Source organism: Pseudomonas sp. Ant30-3 (assembly GCF_000690905.1).
Lineage (GTDB): Bacteria > Pseudomonadota > Gammaproteobacteria > Pseudomonadales > Pseudomonadaceae > Aquipseudomonas.
On record NZ_JMCL01000049.1, the window covers coordinates 1 to 17,167 of the forward strand.

At 60.0% G+C, this 17,167-nt stretch carries 20 protein-coding genes; 2 read left to right on the forward strand and 18 right to left on the reverse strand.

What is annotated here, in order from left to right; all coding sequences use genetic code 11:
* The 6 genes from DU29_RS0112745 to ccmA all read right to left on the reverse strand — a co-directional run.
* A partial coding sequence (locus DU29_RS0112745) for a heme lyase CcmF/NrfE family subunit (protein ID WP_028622058.1) occupies nucleotides 1-1,291 on the reverse strand: 1,291 nt, incomplete at its 3' end.
* Nucleotides 1,292-1,294: 3 nt separating this feature from the next.
* Nucleotides 1,295-1,750: a cytochrome c maturation protein CcmE gene (gene ccmE, locus DU29_RS0112750; protein WP_028622059.1), complete on the reverse strand. Its 456-nt coding sequence runs from the start codon at nucleotides 1,748-1,750 to the stop codon at nucleotides 1,295-1,297.
* Nucleotides 1,747-1,923 carry a heme exporter protein CcmD gene (ccmD, locus tag DU29_RS0112755; protein WP_028622060.1) on the reverse strand — a complete coding sequence of 59 codons (177 nt, stop codon included), beginning with the start codon at nucleotides 1,921-1,923 and terminating at the stop codon, nucleotides 1,747-1,749. The genes ccmE and ccmD overlap by 4 nt, the downstream gene beginning before the upstream one ends.
* Entirely contained in the window at nucleotides 1,920-2,675 is a 756-nt protein-coding gene (locus DU29_RS0112760; protein ID WP_028622061.1) for a heme ABC transporter permease, read from the reverse strand. Before DU29_RS0112760 ends, ccmD begins: the two co-directional genes overlap by 4 nt.
* Nucleotides 2,676-2,767: 92 nt before the next feature.
* Entirely contained in the window at nucleotides 2,768-3,436 is a 669-nt protein-coding gene (ccmB, locus tag DU29_RS0112765) for a heme exporter protein CcmB (RefSeq protein WP_028622062.1), read from the reverse strand.
* A complete protein-coding gene (gene ccmA / locus DU29_RS0112770) occupies nucleotides 3,433-4,068 on the reverse strand; it encodes a cytochrome c biogenesis heme-transporting ATPase CcmA (RefSeq protein WP_028622063.1) in 636 nt (211 codons plus the stop codon). Before ccmA ends, ccmB begins: the two co-directional genes overlap by 4 nt.
* 197 nt (nucleotides 4,069-4,265) lie before the next feature.
* Between ccmA and fliK the strand changes: the two genes are divergently transcribed.
* Nucleotides 4,266-5,840 (forward strand): flagellar hook-length control protein FliK, encoded by a 1,575-nt coding sequence (fliK, locus tag DU29_RS0112775; protein ID WP_028622064.1) that lies wholly within the window; start codon nucleotides 4,266-4,268, stop codon nucleotides 5,838-5,840.
* Nucleotides 5,837-6,166: an EscU/YscU/HrcU family type III secretion system export apparatus switch protein gene (locus DU29_RS0112780; RefSeq protein WP_028622065.1), complete on the forward strand. Its 330-nt coding sequence runs from the start codon at nucleotides 5,837-5,839 to the stop codon at nucleotides 6,164-6,166. Before fliK ends, DU29_RS0112780 begins: the two co-directional genes overlap by 4 nt.
* A 133-nt stretch (nucleotides 6,167-6,299) precedes the next feature.
* Here the strand turns inward: DU29_RS0112780 and DU29_RS0112785 are convergent, their stop codons facing one another.
* The 12 genes from DU29_RS0112785 to fleN all read right to left on the reverse strand — a co-directional run bounded on the left by DU29_RS0112785 (nucleotide 6,300) and on the right by fleN (nucleotide 17,129).
* A complete protein-coding gene (locus DU29_RS0112785) occupies nucleotides 6,300-6,692 on the reverse strand; it encodes a DUF2802 domain-containing protein (RefSeq protein ID WP_028622066.1) in 393 nt (130 codons plus the stop codon).
* Complete coding sequence (locus DU29_RS0112790) at nucleotides 6,693-7,178, reverse strand: chemotaxis protein CheW (protein ID WP_007946765.1); 486 nt, start codon at nucleotides 7,176-7,178, stop codon at nucleotides 6,693-6,695.
* A gap of 72 nt (nucleotides 7,179-7,250) precedes the next feature.
* Complete coding sequence (locus DU29_RS0112795) at nucleotides 7,251-8,141, reverse strand: CheW domain-containing protein (protein WP_028622067.1); 891 nt, start codon at nucleotides 8,139-8,141, stop codon at nucleotides 7,251-7,253.
* A 118-nt stretch (nucleotides 8,142-8,259) separates the two neighbouring features.
* Entirely contained in the window at nucleotides 8,260-9,048 is a 789-nt protein-coding gene (locus DU29_RS0112800) for a ParA family protein (RefSeq protein WP_028622068.1), read from the reverse strand.
* Between the two features lie 40 nt (nucleotides 9,049-9,088).
* Nucleotides 9,089-9,982, reverse strand: a complete 894-nt coding sequence (gene motD, locus DU29_RS0112805) for a flagellar motor protein MotD (protein ID WP_442961297.1) — start codon at nucleotides 9,980-9,982, stop codon at nucleotides 9,089-9,091.
* Nucleotides 9,983-9,994: 12 nt separating this feature from the next.
* On the reverse strand, nucleotides 9,995-10,735 hold the full coding sequence (locus DU29_RS0112810; RefSeq protein WP_028622070.1) for a flagellar motor protein: 741 nt from the start codon (nucleotides 10,733-10,735) through the stop codon (nucleotides 9,995-9,997).
* Entirely contained in the window at nucleotides 10,735-11,868 is a 1,134-nt protein-coding gene (locus tag DU29_RS0112815) for a protein-glutamate methylesterase/protein-glutamine glutaminase (RefSeq protein ID WP_028622071.1), read from the reverse strand. Before DU29_RS0112815 ends, DU29_RS0112810 begins: the two co-directional genes overlap by 1 nt.
* 51 nt (nucleotides 11,869-11,919) lie before the next feature.
* A complete protein-coding gene (locus tag DU29_RS0112820) occupies nucleotides 11,920-14,166 on the reverse strand; it encodes a chemotaxis protein CheA (protein ID WP_028622072.1) in 2,247 nt (748 codons plus the stop codon).
* A 46-nt stretch (nucleotides 14,167-14,212) separates the two neighbouring features.
* The gene (locus tag DU29_RS0112825; protein ID WP_028622073.1) at nucleotides 14,213-15,001 is read right to left on the reverse strand and encodes a protein phosphatase CheZ; all 789 of its coding nucleotides are present in this window, start codon (nucleotides 14,999-15,001) and stop codon (nucleotides 14,213-14,215) included.
* 22 nt (nucleotides 15,002-15,023) lie between these two features.
* Complete coding sequence (locus tag DU29_RS0112830) at nucleotides 15,024-15,395, reverse strand: chemotaxis response regulator CheY (RefSeq protein WP_024012118.1); 372 nt, start codon at nucleotides 15,393-15,395, stop codon at nucleotides 15,024-15,026.
* Nucleotides 15,396-15,561: 166 nt separating this feature from the next.
* The gene (fliA, locus tag DU29_RS0112835; protein ID WP_028622075.1) at nucleotides 15,562-16,302 is read right to left on the reverse strand and encodes an RNA polymerase sigma factor FliA; all 741 of its coding nucleotides are present in this window, start codon (nucleotides 16,300-16,302) and stop codon (nucleotides 15,562-15,564) included.
* Entirely contained in the window at nucleotides 16,299-17,129 is an 831-nt protein-coding gene (gene fleN / locus DU29_RS0112840; protein ID WP_007983353.1) for a flagellar synthesis regulator FleN, read from the reverse strand. Before fleN ends, fliA begins: the two co-directional genes overlap by 4 nt.
* Nucleotides 17,130-17,167: the final 38 nt, after the last annotated feature.

Sequence of the window (17,167 nt, forward strand, 5' to 3'; positions counted from 1 at the left end):
ATTTGACCGGCGTGTCTTTCCAGCGCACCAGCATGCCGACCGCCATGACCATCATCAGCAACGCCATCAACGGAATGAACAGCGCGTTGAAATACGGCGGGCCAACCGACAGCTTGGCGCCGGTCATCGCATCGAGAATCAGCGGGTACAGCGTGCCAAGCAGGATCATCGAGGCCGCCACGACCAGCACCAGGTTGTTACCCAACAATAGGGTTTCCCGTGACCACAGATTGAAACCGACATGGCTTTTCACCACCGGCGCGCGCAGGGCGAACAACGTCAGCGAACCACCGACCACAAACATCAGGAAGATCAGGATGAACACGCCGCGCTCAGGGTCGGAGGCGAAGGCGTGCACCGAGGTCAGCACGCCGGAACGCACGAGAAACGTCCCGAGCAAACTCAGCGAGAACGCCGCAATAGCCAGCAACACCGTCCAGCTTTTGAACACACCGCGTTTTTCCGTGACCGCCAGCGAGTGAATCAGCGCCGTGCCGACCAGCCAAGGCATGAACGAGGCATTTTCCACCGGATCCCAGAACCACCAGCCGCCCCAACCGAGTTCGTAGTAAGCCCACCACGAACCGAGGGTGATGCCGATGCCGAGAAAGGCCCAGGCGACGATGGTCCATGGACGCGACCAACGCGCCCACGCGGCATCGAGACGACCACCGAGCAGTGCAGCGATGGCGAATGCGAAGGCCACCGAGAAACCGACATAACCCATGTACAGCATTGGCGGGTGCACGATCAGGCCAATGTCCTGCAGCAACGGGTTGAGGTCGCGCCCGTCAGTGGGAATTTGCGGCAGGATCCGCGCAAACGGATTGGAGGTGAGGATCAGGAACAGCAGGAACCCGGTGCTGATCATGCCCATTATCGCCAGCACGCGCGCGAGCATCACTTGGGGCAATTGCCGGGAGAATACCGAGACAGCAAAGGTCCAGCCGCCGAGAATCAACGCCCACAGCAGCAAAGAGCCTTCATGGGCGCCCCACACCGCGCTGAATTTGTAGTACCACGGCAGGGCGCTGTTGGAGTTGCTCGCCACGTAATCAACCGAGAAATCGTCGACCATGAAGGCGTAGGTCAGGCATCCAAAGGCGAACAGCAAGAACGCAAACTGACCCCAGGCAGCTGGCTGCGCGAGGCTCATCCACAAACGATCGCCACGCCAGGCTCCGAACAATGGCACCACGGACTGAACCAGCGCGAAACACAGCGCCAGAATCATCGCCAGATGGCCCAGTTCGGGAATGAACAGACCCGAGCTATACAGTGCAGAACTCATCGGTTAGCCCTCTTTCGCTGGAGTGGGTGCTGACATGCCGCTGTCTTTCAGGGCTTTGGTAACTTCCGGCGGCATGTATTTTTCATCGTGCTTGGCCAGTACTTCATCGGCCACGACCACGCCGTCTGCGTTGAGTTTGCCGAGGGCGACAATGCCCTGCCCTTCGCGGAACAGATCGGGCAGGATGCCGCGGTAGCTGATGGTCACGGATTTATTGAAATCGGTGACGATAAATTTCACGTCCAGCGAATCGCCAGAGCGTTGCAGCGAACCCGCCTCGACCATGCCACCGGCGCGAATGCGCGTGTCTTTCGGCGCTTCGCCGTTGGCAATCTGGGTGGGCGTGTAAAACAGATTGATGTTCTGCTGCAGGGCACTCAGGGCCAGGCCGACAGCCGCGCCGACGCCGACGAGGATTGCCAGAATGATGATCAGACGCTTTTTGCGCAGCGGATTCACTTGCCGTTCTCCCGGCGCAGACGACGCGCCTCTTGTTGCAGATACCGCTTGCGGGCCAGGATCGGCGCCGCGACGTTGAGGATCAGCACCGCCAGGCAAATGCCATAGGCCGACCAGACATACAGGCCGTGATGGCCCATGGCGAGAAAGTCACCGAACGAAGCAAAACTCATCGCGCGACCTCCAGGCTGTTCTGCACTTCCGCTTTCACCCAACTGGCGCGGGCTTCACGCTTGAGCACTTCGAGACGCATGCGCAGCAACAGCACGGCGCCGAAGAAACAGTAGAAACCCAGTACCGTCAGCAGCAGCGGCAGCCACATCTCGGCGGGCATGGCCGGTTTTTCGGTGAGGGTGAAGGTCGCACCCTGATGCAGGGTGTTCCACCACTCCACCGAATATTTGATGATCGGAATATTGATCACACCGACAATCGCCAGTACCGCGCAGGCCTTGGCCGCGCTGTCGCGATTGCTGATGGCGTTGCCCAGCGCAATCAGACCGAAGTACAGAAACAGCAGAATCAGCATCGACGTCAATCGCGCATCCCAGACCCACCATGAGCCCCAGGTCGGCTTGCCCCAGATCGCGCCGGTGACCAGCGCCACGGCGGTCATCCACGCACCGATGGGGGCAGCACATTGCAGGGCGACGTCGGCCAGTTTCATTTTCCACACCAGCCCGACGATGCCGCAAACGGCCAGCATCACGTAGATGGACTGCGCCAGCATCGCGGCAGGCACGTGGATATAGATGATGCGAAAGCTGTTGCCTTGCTGATAGTCCGGCGGAGCAAACGCCAGGCCCCACACCACGCCAACGCCGATCAGCAATAACGCGGCGACGCTCAGCCACGGCAGCATTTTGCCGCTGATGCCGTAGAACCATTTGGGTGAGCCGAGCTTGTGAAACCAGGTCCAGTTCATTGCAATTTCCATCACGGTTGCCGCTCGTTATCACGAGCAGTCAAGGGTCTGCTTTCTTGACGAGGTGGTCAAGAATTGAGCAGAGCTTATTATTATTCGCCGACGCTGATCTTCAGGCCAGCCGCTATCGCAAAGGGTGTCAGGGTTATCGCTAAGGCGGTCAGGCTACCCAGCCACAACAGATAACCGGTCGCCGGCATTCCCTGCAAAGCGGCCTGCAAGGCGCCACTGCCAAGAATCAACACCGGGATGTACAACGGCAGAATCAGCAGCGCGAGTAACAGACCACCGCGCTTCAGCCCGACCGTCAGCGCTGCACCCACCGCTCCGAGCAAGCTCAGCACCGGTGTACCCAGCAATAATGAAAGCAGCAACACCGGCAGACAGGCGGCCGGTAAACCGAGCATCAGCGCGAGCAGCGGTGCCAGCAACACCAGCGCCAGACCGGAGAAAGCCCAGTGTGCCAGCACCTTGGCCAAAACCAGAAGAGGCAGGGGGTGCGGCGAAAGGACCCACTGTTCCAGGGAACCATCCTCGAAATCACTGCGGAAGAGCCCGTCCAGCGAGAGCAGAACCGATAAAAGCGCTGCCACCCAGACCAGTCCCGGAGACAAGGTTTGCAACAATTGAGACTCGGGTCCGACCGCCAACGGGAACAGCGCGACCACGATGGCGAAGAACACCAGCGGATTGGCCAACTCGGCAGGACGGCGGAACAGCAGACGTGCCTCGCGGGCGACCAACAGGCCGAAAACACTCATACGGCCCAGTTCCCCAGATCAATATCGCGGTAGCCGGCCGGCATCCGGGTCAGCGTGTGATGGGTGGTCAACACCACCAAGCCACCGCGCTCGCAGTGCGCGGCCAGATGGTCTTCAAGTTGCGCCACGCCTTGCTTGTCGAGGGCGGTGAATGGCTCGTCGAGAATCCACAGTGGCGGGCTGGCCAGATACAAGCGGGCCAGCGCCACGCGACGTTGTTGCCCGGCGGACAGCGTGTGACAGGGCACATCTTCGAAACCGCGCAGGCCCACTGCCGCGAGCGCCTGCCAGATGGCTTCATGAGACGCCGGTTGATGCAGTGCACAGAGCCAGCTGAGGTTTTCCTCTGGTGTCAGCAAGTCCTTGATGCCAGCGGCATGACCGATCCACAACAGATTGCGCGCCAGCTCACTGCGTTGTTCGTGCAGCGGCTGGCCGTTGAGCAACACTTGGCCGGCAGTCGGTTGCATCAGGCCGGACAACAAGCGCAGCAGGCTGGTTTTGCCACTGCCGTTGGGTCCGCTGATCTGCAGCATTTCGCCGCTGCCCAGTCGCAATTCGAGGTTTTCGAAGAGCAGCCGAAGGTCTCGCTCACAGGCGAGGGCAACGGTTTGCAGGACTGGACTGGTCAAGAGATCACGGGCCTTTACGGTTCAAGTCGGCAAGGGTGCGGCCGCTAAAGAGATGCAGGATAAGTGCATTGGCGACCCGTTCCAGAGAGCTGCGTCAAACAAATGCAATGTTTTTAGCGCCCCGATGACAACGGGGCGGCATTATACATGCCGTGCCCTACTCTAAAGAGGGCAATTTCTTCAGGTTGTGACCGCGTATGACAGGCGAAATGAACATCCTCCCGCTGCCGCCGACCTCGCCCGCGAACTCGCGGCCGCAAGTCATCAGCGGCGAGCTCCTCAAGCTGCTGGCACCGATGGAGGGCTTGATCGCTGCCGGCCAGAGCGCCAAGGCTGAAGTGCTTTCCTTGAAGCAGGCGGATCAAACCTTTCAATTGCTGCTGAAGGTCACGCTCGACAGTGGCCGTCAGACCACCGTGCAAGCGACCAGCACACAGCCGCTGCCCCAAGGCACTAACCTGGCGATCACTCAGCCGTCTGCGGGCAACCTGGCCGTGACGGTGCAGCAGGCGATCGCCTCGAATGTGGCCACCCTCACCCGCCTCGACACCGCACAGTTGCCGGTCGGCACGCTGTTGCAAGGTAAAGTGCTGACGTCCCAGGTATTGCCGCAGGTGCCGGGCCAGCCGACCGTGTTTCGCTCGCTGGTGAGTTTGTTGAACACCGCACAAGCCGGCAGCACGATGAATATCGACAGCCCGACGCCCTTGCGCATCGGCACGCTGCTCAGCGCACTGGTGCAGGATGCGCACACCTTGAAATTCGTTCCGCTGGCCAACCGTCAGGAACAGCTGGCGGTGACGCAGCAACTGGTCAGCCAGCAAAGCCGCCAGGGCTCGCTGGACGGACTGCTCAAACTCCTGCAAAACCTGCCGGCATCCGAGCAGACCCCGCGCGATCTGCGCGCAGCGGTTGAGAGGCTGCTGGCCGGCCTGCCGGACGTACAACAACTGAGCACACCCAAAGGCCTGGCCCAGGCGCTTGCCAACAGTGGCCAGTTTCTGGAAGCCAAGTTGCTGGCCGGACAGAACCCGTCACTGGCGCCCGACATGAAAGGTGATCTGCTCAAGCTCATTGCGCAACTCACCCCGGGCTTGCCGGCCAATACCCACCTGAACGCGATCATCGCCGCCAATACGCTGGCGCAAACCATGCCGAGCTTCGTGCGCAGCGCCTTGGGGATGCTCGGTCAGGTCAGCGCCAAGCCGCAGCCGGGCAGTTTTCCATTGCCGGAGCGCATGCTGCAAAGTTCGGAAGGCGAAGGCGATCTTGAACATTTATTGCGTCTTGCGGCCGCGGCAGTCTCACGTCTGCAAACCCATCAATTATCGAGCCTGGAGCAAACCGGCGTGACGGATGATGGCCGGCTGATGAGCACCTGGCAGCTGGAAATCCCGATGCGCAATCTGCAAGACATCGTGCCCCTACAAGTTAAATTCCAGCGTGAAGACGCCCCCGAAAAGGAGCTGCCCAACGAGCGCCGTGACGAACGCGAGCCTAAGCAGCAATTGTGGCGCGTCGAGCTGGCGTTCGACATGGAGCCGCTAGGGCCTATGCAGATTCAGGCGCAGTTAATCAAGGGCAGCCTGTCCAGTCAGCTGTGGGCTGAACGGCCGTACACGGCGAATCTGATCGAAAGCAACCTCGCCGGATTGCGTGAAAAGCTGCTGGCCTCGGGCCTCAACGTCGGTGATCTCGATTGCCACCTCGGCACACCGCCGCAAGGCGCTCACACCCGTCTGGAACAGCGCTGGGTCGACGAAACCGCATGAACACCTCCGATACTCCCCGCCAGGCCATCGCCCTCAAATACGACGGAACCCACGCGCCGACTCTCACTGCGAAAGGTGACGTAGCACTGGCCGAAGAAATCCTGCGGATCGCTCGCGAATGTGAAGTACCGATTTACGAGAATGCTGAACTGGTCAAGTTGCTGGCGAGGATGGAACTGGGCGACAGTATTCCAGAGGAGTTGTATCGGACGATTGCCGAGATCATTGCGTTCGCATGGAATCTGAAGGGCAAGTTCCCGCAGGGACATGATCCGGATGCGCCGATGGTCGAGAAGGATGTGACCGAGCGTGGGGATGATTATTGAGATTTTAAGGACGCCTTCGCGAGCAAGCCCGCTCCCACATTTGATCTTCGACGAACACGGATTTTGTGGCCGGCCGAGATTACATGTGGGAGCGGGCTTGCTCGCGAAAGCGGCTTCGAAGCGATCGTAGCAATCAGTTCTTATGCATCTTGCGCATCAACTCGGCCTCGGCCTGGGTCAGGCCGCAGGACGCCGTCAGTTCATCGACGCTCGCGCCCATCCCAACCAATCGCGCCGCCTGGGCAAACGACAGGCTCGAGGGGTCGCGCTGTTCAAGCTGCGCCAGTTTGTCCGGCAATGGCGCGACGATTGCGCGCAGCTCGTGCAGGCTTTCGCCCATGCGCACGTTGCCACTCTGATAATCGTCGACGCGCTTGGACAGGTCCTTGATGCGCTGATCACGCAGCGCATCGCCCTCGGCCTGTTGCACGGCAATCTGTCGTTGAGCGCGTATGTACGCCAGAAACATTGCCAGCGTGCCCGCCCAGAACAGGAACAGGACAACTACCGCTACCTCAAGAATCAATCAGATGTTCTCCAGATCCGACCATTCTTCTTCGCTCATCATCTTGTCCAGCTCGACGAGGATCAGCAGTTCGTTGTTCTTGTTGCACACGCCTTGAATGAACTTGGCGGATTCTTCGTTACCGACGTTCGGCGCCGTCTCGATTTCCGACTGACGCAGGTAAACCACTTCGGCAACGCTGTCGACCATGATCCCGACCACTTGCTTGTCGGCTTCGATGATGACGATGCGGGTGTTGTCGCTGATTTCGGCATTCATCAGGCCGAAGCGCTGACGGGTGTCGATCACGGTGACCACGTTACCGCGCAGGTTGATGATGCCCAGCACGTAGCTTGGCGCACCCGGAACCGGAGCGATTTCGGTGTAACGCAACACTTCCTGAACGCGCATCACGTTGATGCCGTAGGTTTCGTTATCAAGCTTGAAGGTCACCCATTGCAGGATCGGATCTTCGGAGCCCTTTGCCGCTGTTGCCTTGTCGTTCATACCCTGCCCCTCGAAAAACCGCGCTGGCGGTGTGTGTTCCGTGTATGGGCACTGACTGCCCGTACTTGTTTGTTAGGTTGATTTGAGCGTGGGCTTGCTGCCGCCCATGTGCTTTGCTCCGCCGCTGGCGATCAGCTCGGCCAGTTCGGAAACGTCGAGCAAAGCACACATGTGTTCGATCACCGTGCCAGCCAGCCACGGTCGCTGACCGCGATGGCTGCGCCATTTGATTTCGTTGGGGTCCAGGCGCAACGAGCGGCTGACCTGATGCACGGCCAACCCCCATTCGTAGCCCTGAACCGAAATAACGTATTGCAAGCCCTGGCGAAAATCATCGCGGTAGCGGTCGGGCATCACCCAGCGCGCAGTGTCCAGCACTTTGAGGTTACCCGCCTGACTCGGCAGGATCCCCAGGAACCATTCCGGCTGACCGAACAGCGGCGTCAGCTCATGGCCGGCCAACGAATAAATCGAGCCCAGGCACACCAGCGGAACGGCGAGCGTCAAACCGGCGACATCGAACAACAGGCATTCGAACGGTTCGGCGGCCCAGGCGGGTCGGCCGTTGCTCGCGACCGGCGGTGGCGTGTTGCTCGGTGGCAGGTGCACTTCGACAACCGGCGGCACCAAGGCCTGTAACAAAGGTGCGATGGTCGAGACGGGTGCCAGCACCGGTGCAGGCGCCTCTTCAAGGACAACCGGTGCCCTGGCGACGGCGGCCAATACTGGCGCGATAACAGGCGCGGCTGCTACTGCAGGTTTTTGCGCATCGCGGGCCTGCTCTTCGAGCACTGCTGCCTGGAATTCATCCAGTGCGCCCTCCTCTTCGACAACTTCGACCAGCTCGGCCGCCGCTTCGATTTCGGGTGCCACCCAGTCTTCAGTCGCGTCCATCAGCAAGTTGTCCAGATAAGACTGGAGCGCCAATTGCGGACGTGAAGTGATCTTCAGCGGCTTGCTCATGAGCACGCCCCCACTGTAGGAGCTGCCGCAGGCTGCGATCTTTCAGCAATCTCGAAAACGTCGCAAAGCAAGATCAACAGATCGCAGCCTGCGGCAACGCCTACAGGTAATGAATTCATCAAGCCACCTGCGGAACGAGTTGTGTGGTGAGCATGTGCTTGAGCAGCGCACGATACGCCAGCACACCACGGCTCTTGCCGTCGAATTGCGAAGGCGTCACGCCGGCACGGCTGGCATCGCGCAGGCGCGTGTCGACGGGAATGTAGCCTTGCCAGATCTCTTCCGGGTATTTATCGCGAAGCACGCGCAAGGTGCCCAGCGACGCCTGAGTGCGGCGGTCGAAGAGGGTCGGCACAATGCTGAAAGGCAGCGCGACTTTGCGTGAACGGTTGATCATCGCCAAGGTGTTGACCATGCGCTCAAGGCCTTTGACTGCCAGGTGTTCGGTCTGCACTGGAATCACCAATTGCTGGCTGGCCGCCAAGGCATTGACCATCAGCAGACCGAGCAACGGCGGGCTGTCAATAACAGCGTAATCGAAGTCCTGCCACAGCTGCGCCAGACTCTTGGCAATCACCAGCCCCAGGCCACTTTGCCCCGGCGACTGGCGCTCAAGGGTGGCCAGCGCGGTGCTCGACGGCAGCAGGGAAATACTTGCGTGACTGGTCGGTAGCAGCAGTTGCCCAGGCAAACCTGCGGGCACGCTGCCCTTGTGCAGGAAAAGGTCGTAGCTGCTGTGCTCCAGGCTGTCGGGGTCATAACCGAAGTAACTGGTCATCGAGCCGTGGGGGTCGAGATCGACCACGACCACGCGCTTGCCCGCCTCAGCCAGTAACCCGGCCAGAGCGATGGAGGAAGTGGTTTTACCAACACCACCCTTTTGATTGGCGACTGCCCAGACTCTCATTCGGATTGTTCCACCCGGCTGGATCGACCGGGAAAATAGCTCAACGTGTTAATGCGGGTGACGGAGAATTGACGGCGCTCTCTCGTCCCGGCGACTTGACCGGGGTAGGTGCAGTTTGTGTGCCAGCCCGCTTCAATGCGGCGTCCGGTTGCGCATGAGCGGTACCGGTGCCGGTCAGACTGCGACGCACATCCAGATTGCGCGAAACCACCAGGACCACGCGACGATTGCGCGCGCGGCCTTCACCGGTGGCGTTGTTGGCCACCGGCTGAAATTCACCGTAACCGACCGACGCCAGTCGACCGGGGTTAACCCCTTGCATGGCCAGCATGCGCACGATGCTCGACGAACGGGCCGAGGACAGTTCCCAGTTGGTCGGGTATTGCGCAGTGCGGATTGGCTGATCGTCGGTGAAGCCTTCGACGTGAATCGGGTTATCGAACGGTTTCACGATCGCCGCCACCTTGTCGATGATGCTGAATGCCATGTCGCTGGGCATGGCGTCGCCACTGCCGAACAACAGGCTGGAATTGAGTTCGATCTCGACCCACAGCTCATTGCCGCGCACGGTCATCTGGTTGGATTTGATCAGGTCACCGAACGCAGCGCTGATGTCATCGGCAATGCTTTTAAGCGGGTCGCTCGCGCCGGAGATACCGGCGTCGATCTGCTCGCTGTCCTTGACCAGCGGTTTGGCCGGGGTCACGGACAACGGGCGCTCGTCGCCAATCGGAATCGGCTTGAGCGCGCGATCGGCGTCGTTGAACACGCCGACCAGGGCTTGCGAAATGACTTTGTACTTGCCTTCGTTGATCGAAGAAATGGAGTACATCACCACAAAAAAGGCGAACAGCAACGTGATGAAGTCGGCGTAAGAAACGAGCCAGCGTTCATGGTTTACATGTTCTTCACGATGCCTGCGTCGAGCCACGATTCACCTCCTCCATCAATCCATGAAGCCCTGAAGCTTCAACTCGATAGAGCGAGGGTTTTCACCTTCGGCGATCGACAAAATGCCTTCGAGCAACATTTCGCGGTAACGCGACTGGCGCAAGGCAACCGACTTGAGCTTGGCGGCAATGGGCAGCAACACCAGGTTGGCGCTGGCCACACCATAGATGGTGGCGACGAACGCCACGGCAATGCCGCTGCCCAGTTGCGATGGATCGGCCAGATTGCCCATGACATGGATCAGGCCCATCACCGCACCGATGATGCCAATGGTCGGCGCGTAACCGCCCATGCTCTCGAAAAATTTCGCGGCTTCGATGTCGCGGCTTTCCTGGGTGTAGAAATCCACTTCCAGAATACTGCGAATCGCTTCCGGTTCAGCGCCATCGACCAGCAGCTGCAGGCCTTTGCGCGAGTAACTGTCAGGTTCGGCGTCTGCCACACTTTCCAGACCCAGCAAACCTTCCTTGCGTGCAGTGAGGCTCCAGTTGACGACGCGATCGACGCCGCCCGCCAGGTCGACGCGAGGCGGAAACAGAATCCAGCCGACAATTTGCATCGCCCGCTTGAAGGCGCTCATCGGCGCTTGCAGCAGGGCTGCGCCGACGGTGCCGCCGATCACGATCAACGCTGCCGGGCCGTTGGCCAGCGCGCCAAGGTGACCGCCTTCGAGGTAGTTGCCGCCGATGATGGCGACGAACGCCATGATGATCCCGATCAGGCTGAGTACATCCATCAGATACACGCCTCGACCAGGTGACGGCCAATATCGTCAAGACCGTAGACCGCGTCGGCGAGGTCGGCTTTGACGATGGCCATCGGCATGCCGTAGATCACGCAGCTCGCTTCATCCTGAGCCCAGATTGCACTGCCGCCCTGCTTGAGCAGACGTGCGCCTTCGCGACCGTCGGCACCCATGCCGGTCAACACCACCGCCAGAACCTTGTCACCGTAGGACTTCGCGGCCGAACCGAACGTGATGTCCACGCACGGCTTGTAATTGAGGCGCTCGTCGCCCGGCAGAATCTTCACCGCACCACGGCCGTCAATCATCATTTGCTTGCCGCCCGGCGCCAGCAGCGCCAGGCCAGGACGCAGGATGTCGCCATCCTCGGCTTCCTTGACATTGATGCGGCAGAGTTTGTCCAGACGTTCGGCGAAAGCCTTGGTGAACGCCGCGGGCATATGCTGAATTAACACGATCGGCGCTGGGAAGTTGGCCGGCAATTGCGTCAAGACACGCTGCAGCGCAACCGGTCCGCCGGTGGATGTACCGATGGCTACCAGTTTATAGGCTTTGCGTTTGGGCGACGGAGACGACGGACTGGCCGCAGGCGCGCGGGTCGGGGTCGGCGCAGGAGCCGGACGTGCCGGTGCCGTGCTCGCGTAACTGCTGCTGGCACTAGCGGGTGCCGGCGCGGTAACTGGCGCAACCACCGGAGCCGGGGCGTTGTATGTGCTGACGCGACGATTGCTGCGCGAAATGCTCAGAATCTTTTCGCACAGCAGCTGTTTGACCTTGTCGGGGTTACGCGAAATATCTTCGAAATTTTTCGGCAGGAAATCAACCGCGCCGGCGTCCAGCGCATCCAGAGTTACGCGGGCGCCTTCGTGAGTCAGCGAGGAGAACATCAGGACCGGCGTCGGGCAGCGTTGCATGATGTGACGCACGGCCGTGATGCCATCCATCATCGGCATCTCGTAGTCCATGGTGATCACATCGGGCTTGAGGGCGAGCGCCTGATCGATTGCTTCTTTACCGTTGGTCGCCGTGCCGACGACTTGGATGTTTGGATCCGCTGAAAGAATTTCCGAGACGCGGCGGCGAAAAAACCCCGAATCGTCCACCACCAGGACTTTGACTGCCATAAAAACTCCGTTAGGCGGGGGCGAGGCTTTGATCGCCCCGCTCCCCCAGAATCAAATACGCCGTGCGGCGTAACGCTTGAGCATGCTCGGCACATCGAGAATCAGCGCAATGCGCCCGTCACCGGTGATGGTGGCGCCGGACATGCCCGGGGTTCCCTGAAGCATTTTGCCCAATGGCTTGATGACCACTTCTTCCTGGCCCACCAACTGATCGACGACAAAGCCGATCCGCTGGGTGCCCACCGAAAGGATCACCACATGGCCTTCTCGCTGCTCTTCGTGAGCGGCGGAGCTGACCAGCCAGCGCTTGAGGTAAAACAGTGGCAGCGCCTTGTCGCGCACGATCACCACTTCCTGACCGTCCACCACGTTGGTACGCGACAGGTCGAGGTGGAAAATCTCGTTGACGTTGACCAGCGGGAACGCGAAGGCCTGATTGCCCAGCATGACCATCAGCGTCGGCATGATCGCCAGGGTCAGCGGGACCTTGATCACGATCTTCGAGCCCTTGCCCTTGGTCGAATAGATATTGATGGTGCCGTTGAGCTGGGCGATCTTGGTTTTCACCACGTCCATGCCTACGCCACGACCGGACACGTCGGAAATCTCGGTCTTGGTCGAGAAGCCCGGCGCAAAAATCAGGTTGAAGCAGTCCGACTCGCTCAGGCGGTCTGCCGCATCCTTGTCCATCAGGCCTTTCTTCACGGCAATGCCGCGCAGTACGTCGGCGTCCATGCCTTTGCCGTCATCGGAAATGGACAGCAGGATATGGTCGCCTTCCTGTTCAGCAGACAGGATGACCTTGCCGCTGCGGGGCTTGCCCATCGCTTCGCGTTCGGCCGGCTCTTCGATACCGTGGTCGACCGAGTTGCGCACCAAGTGGACCAGCGGATCGGCGAGGGCCTCGACGAGGTTCTTATCGAGGTCGGTTTCTTCGCCGACCAGTTCCAGGTTGATCTCTTTCTTGAGCTGGCGAGCCAGGTCGCGAACCAGACGCGGGAAGCGCCCGAAGACCTTCTTGATCGGTTGCATCCGCGTCTTCATGACCGCGGTTTGCAGATCAGCGGTGACTACGTCAAGGTTCGACACCGCCTTGGACATGGCCTCGTCGGCGCTGTTGGCACCTAGACGAACCAGGCGGTTACGCACCAGCACCAGCTCGCCAACCATGTTCATGATTTCGTCGAGGCGTGCAGTGTCGACCCGTACCGTGGTTTCCGCTTCACTAGGGGGTTTGTCCGCAGATGGCGCGGCCGGAGCACGGGCCGGCGCTGGAGCAGCAGCCTTCGGTGCTTCGACTTTCGGTGCGGGCGCCTTGGCGGCAGAAGCCGCGGCTTTGGCGACGGGCGCGGCCACAGTGGAAGCAGCCGATCCGGTGCCGACTTCGGTGAACTTGCCTTTACCGTGCAGGTCGTCCAGCAGCGATTCGAACTCGTGATCGGAGATCAGATCGCCGCCGGCCGCTGCAGCCTTGGGAGCAGCCGGTGTCGGGACTGAGGCAATCGCCGATTCCAGCGCGCCAACGGCGAAGTTGCCTTTGCCGTGCAACTGGTCGAGCAGTGCTTCGAATTCGTCGTCGGTGATGTCGGAGCTGTCGCCCGCGGCTTTCGGCGCGGCTGGAGCGGCTGGTGCCGCAGGGACAGTGACCGCATCAATGGCGAACTGACCTTTGCCATGCAACTGATCGAGCAACGATTCGAATTCGTCGTCGGTGATTTCGTCGCTCGCCGCGCTACCGCTAGCAGCAGGAGCAGGAGCAGGAGCAGATGCCGGCGCCTCAGCCTGTGCCTTGACGGCATTCAGTGAGTCCAGCAGTTGTTCGAATTCATTGTCAGTGATGTCGCCCGAATCGCTTTCGGCGACCGGTTCTGTAACCACCTCAGCAGCAGGAGCGACTTCATCGGCGCTCTGCGGTTCTGCCAGACGTGCCAGCGCCGCCAGCAATTCAGGGGTCGCGGCCGTGACCGGGCTGCGTTCGCGGACTTCGGTAAACATCGCGTTTACTGCGTCCAGTGCTTCGAGAACCACGTCCATCAGTTCCGAGTCGACGCGACGCTCACCCTTGCGCAGGATGTCGAAGACGTTCTCGGCGATGTGACAGCACTCCACCAGCTCATTGAGCTGGAGGAAGCCGGCGCCTCCTTTTACAGTGTGAAAACCGCGAAAAATTGCATTGAGCAGATCCGCATCATCCGGTCGGCTTTCCAGCTCGACCAACTGTTCGGACAGCTGCTCTAGAATCTCGCCGGCCTCAACCAGGAAATCCTGAAGGATCTCTTCATCGGCGCCGAAGCTCATTAAGGGGGTGCTCCTACAGGTCTAAAAACCTAAAAAACCTAAAATTCTAAAACCCTAGGCTGGATAGCAAATCGTCCACATCGTCCTGACCGGACACAACGTCTTCTCTTTTATCGGCATGAATCTGCGGACCTTCACCCTGAGAGAGATGTTTTTGCGGATCTTTTTCTTGAAGCATCGCATCACGATCATGTTCGATGCCCGCGAAGCGGTCCACCTGACTGGCCATGAGCACGAGCTTGAGCAAATTGCTTTCAACTTCGGTGACCAGCTGGGTCACACGCTTGATCACTTGGCCGGTGAGGTCCTGATAATCCTGAGCAAGCAGGATGTCGTTGAGGTTGCTCGCTACCACGCGATTGTCAGCGCTGCTGCGTGTCAGGAAACCGTCGACTCGCCGGGCCAGTTCGCGGAACTCTTCAGCCCCGACCTCTCGACGCATGAACCGTCCCCAATCCGCGCTCAGCGCCTGCGCTTCTTCGCTCAGGCCGTTGACCAGTGGCGTGGCGTTTTCAACCAGGTCCATGGTGCGGTTGGCGGCGGCCTCGGTCAGCTTGACCACATAACCCAGACGCTCGGTGGCGTCTGTTATCTGGGACACTTCCTCGGCTTGCGGCATGTGCGGGTCAATCTGGAAATTGACGATCGCGCTGTGCAGCTCGCGTGTGAGTTTGCCCACTTCCTGATACAGGCCGCGGTCACGGGTCTGATTGAGCTCATGGATCAGTTGCACCGCGTCGCCGAACCTGCCTTTTTCAAGGCTTTCGACCAGCTCGACCGCGTGTTTTTTCAGGGTCGATTCAAAATCGCCCTGTGAAGATTCGTTGTTGTCCATAGCTCCCCCGTGGCGCCGTTTCTCAGCCAATGCGTTCGAAAATCTTCTCGATCTTGTCTTTCAACGCCTGGGCCGTGAAGGGCTTGACCACATAGCCGTTAACACCGGCCTGGGCCGCTTCGATGATCTGCTCGCGCTTGGCTTCAGCGGTCACCATCAGCACCGGCAGGTGCTTGAGCTTTTCATCGGCGCGCACGTGGCGCAGCAGGTCGATACCGGTCATGCCAGGCATGTTCCAGTCTGTTACCAGAAAGTCGATGCTGCCGCTGTTGAGAACCGGAATGGCGGTGGTGCCATCGTCAGCCTCGACCGTGTTGGTGAACCCAAGGTCACGCAACAGGTTTTTTATGATCCGCCGCATCGTTGAGAAGTCATCAACGATGAGGATTTTCATGTTCTTGTCCAATTCGACCTCCAAGCAGTCTTAAACACGCCCAGCACCTGGGCGCGCCACTTCAATCAATCCGGCAAACACTCGATGACTGTCTGGAGCACAGCAGATCGAGACCGGCGCGGTTCAACACCACACCAGCCACGTTCGCAGTGTCCCCACACTGCCTTCAGCGCGCTCGCCACTCCCCCAAACGCCCCCGCAAACGGGCCGCGCACTGGCTATGTAACTGGCTGACCCGGGATTCACTAACCCCCAGGACCTCGCCGATTTCCTTGAGATTCAGCTCTTCGTCGTAGTACAACGCCAACACCAGCCGCTCACGCTCCGGCAAATTGGCAATCGCGTCCGCCAGCGCCGCCTGGAAGCGTTCATCTTCCAGATCGCGTGACGGCTCCATGTGTGCACTCGCGCCGTCCTCGTGCAGCCCTTCGTGTTCGCCGTCCTGCAACAGGTCGTCGAAACTGAATAAACGGCTACCCAGGGTATCGTTCAAAATCCCGTAGTAATCATCGAGACTCAATTGGAGTTCGGCCGCAACTTCGTGATCTTTAGCGTCACGACCGGTTTTAGCTTCAATCGAGCGAATTGCGTCGCTGACCATGCGCGTATTGCGGTGGACCGAGCGAGGTGCCCAGTCGCCCTTGCGAACTTCGTCGAGCATCGCGCCGCGGATCCGAATGCCCGCGTACGTTTCGAAACTCGCGCCTTTGCTGGCGTCGTATTTGGTCGACACTTCGAGCAGCCCGATCATCCCGGCCTGAATCAGATCTTCAACCTGGACACTGGCCGGCAGACGCGCCAGCAAGTGATAGGCAATGCGCTTGACCAGTGGCGCGTAACGCTCGATCAACTCGTACTGCGCGTCAGGTGCCGACTTCTTGTAAACGTTGTAACCGGTGGCTGTCATATCACGGGTCCTGCGGTCTGTTGCACGAGGCGCTCGACGAAAAATTCCAGATGCCCACGCGGGTTGGCGGGCAATGGCCAGGTATCGACCTTTTGCGCGATAGCCTTGAAAGCCAGGGAGCACTTGGAACGCGGGAACGCTTCGTAGACGGCGCGCTGTTTTTGCACCGCCTTGCGTACACTTTCGTCATACGGCACTGCACCGACGTACTGCAAAGCGACGTCGAGGAAGCGGTCTGTGACTTTGGTCAACTTGGCGAAAAGGTTGCGCCCTTCCTGCGGGCTCTGGGCCATGTTGGCCAGGACGCGGAAGCGGTTCATGCCGTAATCGCGGTTCAGCAGTTTGATCAGCGCGTAGGCGTCCGTGATCGAGGTCGGCTCGTCGCACACCACCAGCAACACTTCTTGCGCGGCGCGAACAAAACTGACCACCGAGTCACCAATACCCGCAGCGGTGTCGATGACCAGCACATCGAGATTGTCGCCGATATCGCTGAACGCCTGGATCAGGCCGGCGTGTTGTGCCGGGCTCAGATGAACCATGCTCTGAGTGCCGGACGCGGCAGGGACGATGCGAATTCCGCCAGGCCCTTGCAACAATACGTCGCGCAGTTCACAGCGGCCTTCGATCACGTCGGCCAGAGTACGTTTGGGTGTCAGCCCCAACAGAACGTCGACGTTCGCCAGCCCCAGATCGGCGTCCAGCAGCATGACGCGCCGGCCGAGCTCAGCTAGAGCCAGGGACAAGTTCACTGACACGTTAGTCTTGCCGACGCCACCTTTGCCGCCGGTCACCGCGATCACCTGTACGGGATGCATGCTGCCCATGTTATTTCTTTACCTTGTCTTGCATAGACGGAGGCCAC

Coding starts and splice junctions, on each gene's coding strand:
- ccmD (WP_028622060.1), bottom strand. CDS start 1,923: ATGAGTTTTGCTTCGTTCGGTGACTTTCTCGCCATGGGCCATCACGGC.
- DU29_RS0112760 (WP_028622061.1), bottom strand. CDS start 2,675: ATGAACTGGACCTGGTTTCACAAGCTCGGCTCACCCAAATGGTTCTAC.
- ccmB (WP_028622062.1), bottom strand. CDS start 3,436: ATGAGTGTTTTCGGCCTGTTGGTCGCCCGCGAGGCACGTCTGCTGTTC.
- fliK (WP_028622064.1), top strand. CDS start 4,266: ATGACAGGCGAAATGAACATCCTCCCGCTGCCGCCGACCTCGCCCGCG.
- DU29_RS0112780 (WP_028622065.1), top strand. CDS start 5,837: ATGAACACCTCCGATACTCCCCGCCAGGCCATCGCCCTCAAATACGAC.
- DU29_RS0112790 (WP_007946765.1), bottom strand. CDS start 7,178: ATGAACGACAAGGCAACAGCGGCAAAGGGCTCCGAAGATCCGATCCTG.
- DU29_RS0112795 (WP_028622067.1), bottom strand. CDS start 8,141: ATGAGCAAGCCGCTGAAGATCACTTCACGTCCGCAATTGGCGCTCCAG.
- DU29_RS0112800 (WP_028622068.1), bottom strand. CDS start 9,048: ATGAGAGTCTGGGCAGTCGCCAATCAAAAGGGTGGTGTTGGTAAAACC.
- DU29_RS0112810 (WP_028622070.1), bottom strand. CDS start 10,735: ATGGATGTACTCAGCCTGATCGGGATCATCATGGCGTTCGTCGCCATC.
- DU29_RS0112815 (WP_028622071.1), bottom strand. CDS start 11,868: ATGGCAGTCAAAGTCCTGGTGGTGGACGATTCGGGGTTTTTTCGCCGC.
- DU29_RS0112820 (WP_028622072.1), bottom strand. CDS start 14,166: ATGAGCTTCGGCGCCGATGAAGAGATCCTTCAGGATTTCCTGGTTGAG.
- DU29_RS0112825 (WP_028622073.1), bottom strand. CDS start 15,001: ATGGACAACAACGAATCTTCACAGGGCGATTTTGAATCGACCCTGAAA.
- DU29_RS0112830 (WP_024012118.1), bottom strand. CDS start 15,395: ATGAAAATCCTCATCGTTGATGACTTCTCAACGATGCGGCGGATCATA.
- fliA (WP_028622075.1), bottom strand. CDS start 16,302: ATGACAGCCACCGGTTACAACGTTTACAAGAAGTCGGCACCTGACGCG.
- fleN (WP_007983353.1), bottom strand. CDS start 17,129: ATGGGCAGCATGCATCCCGTACAGGTGATCGCGGTGACCGGCGGCAAA.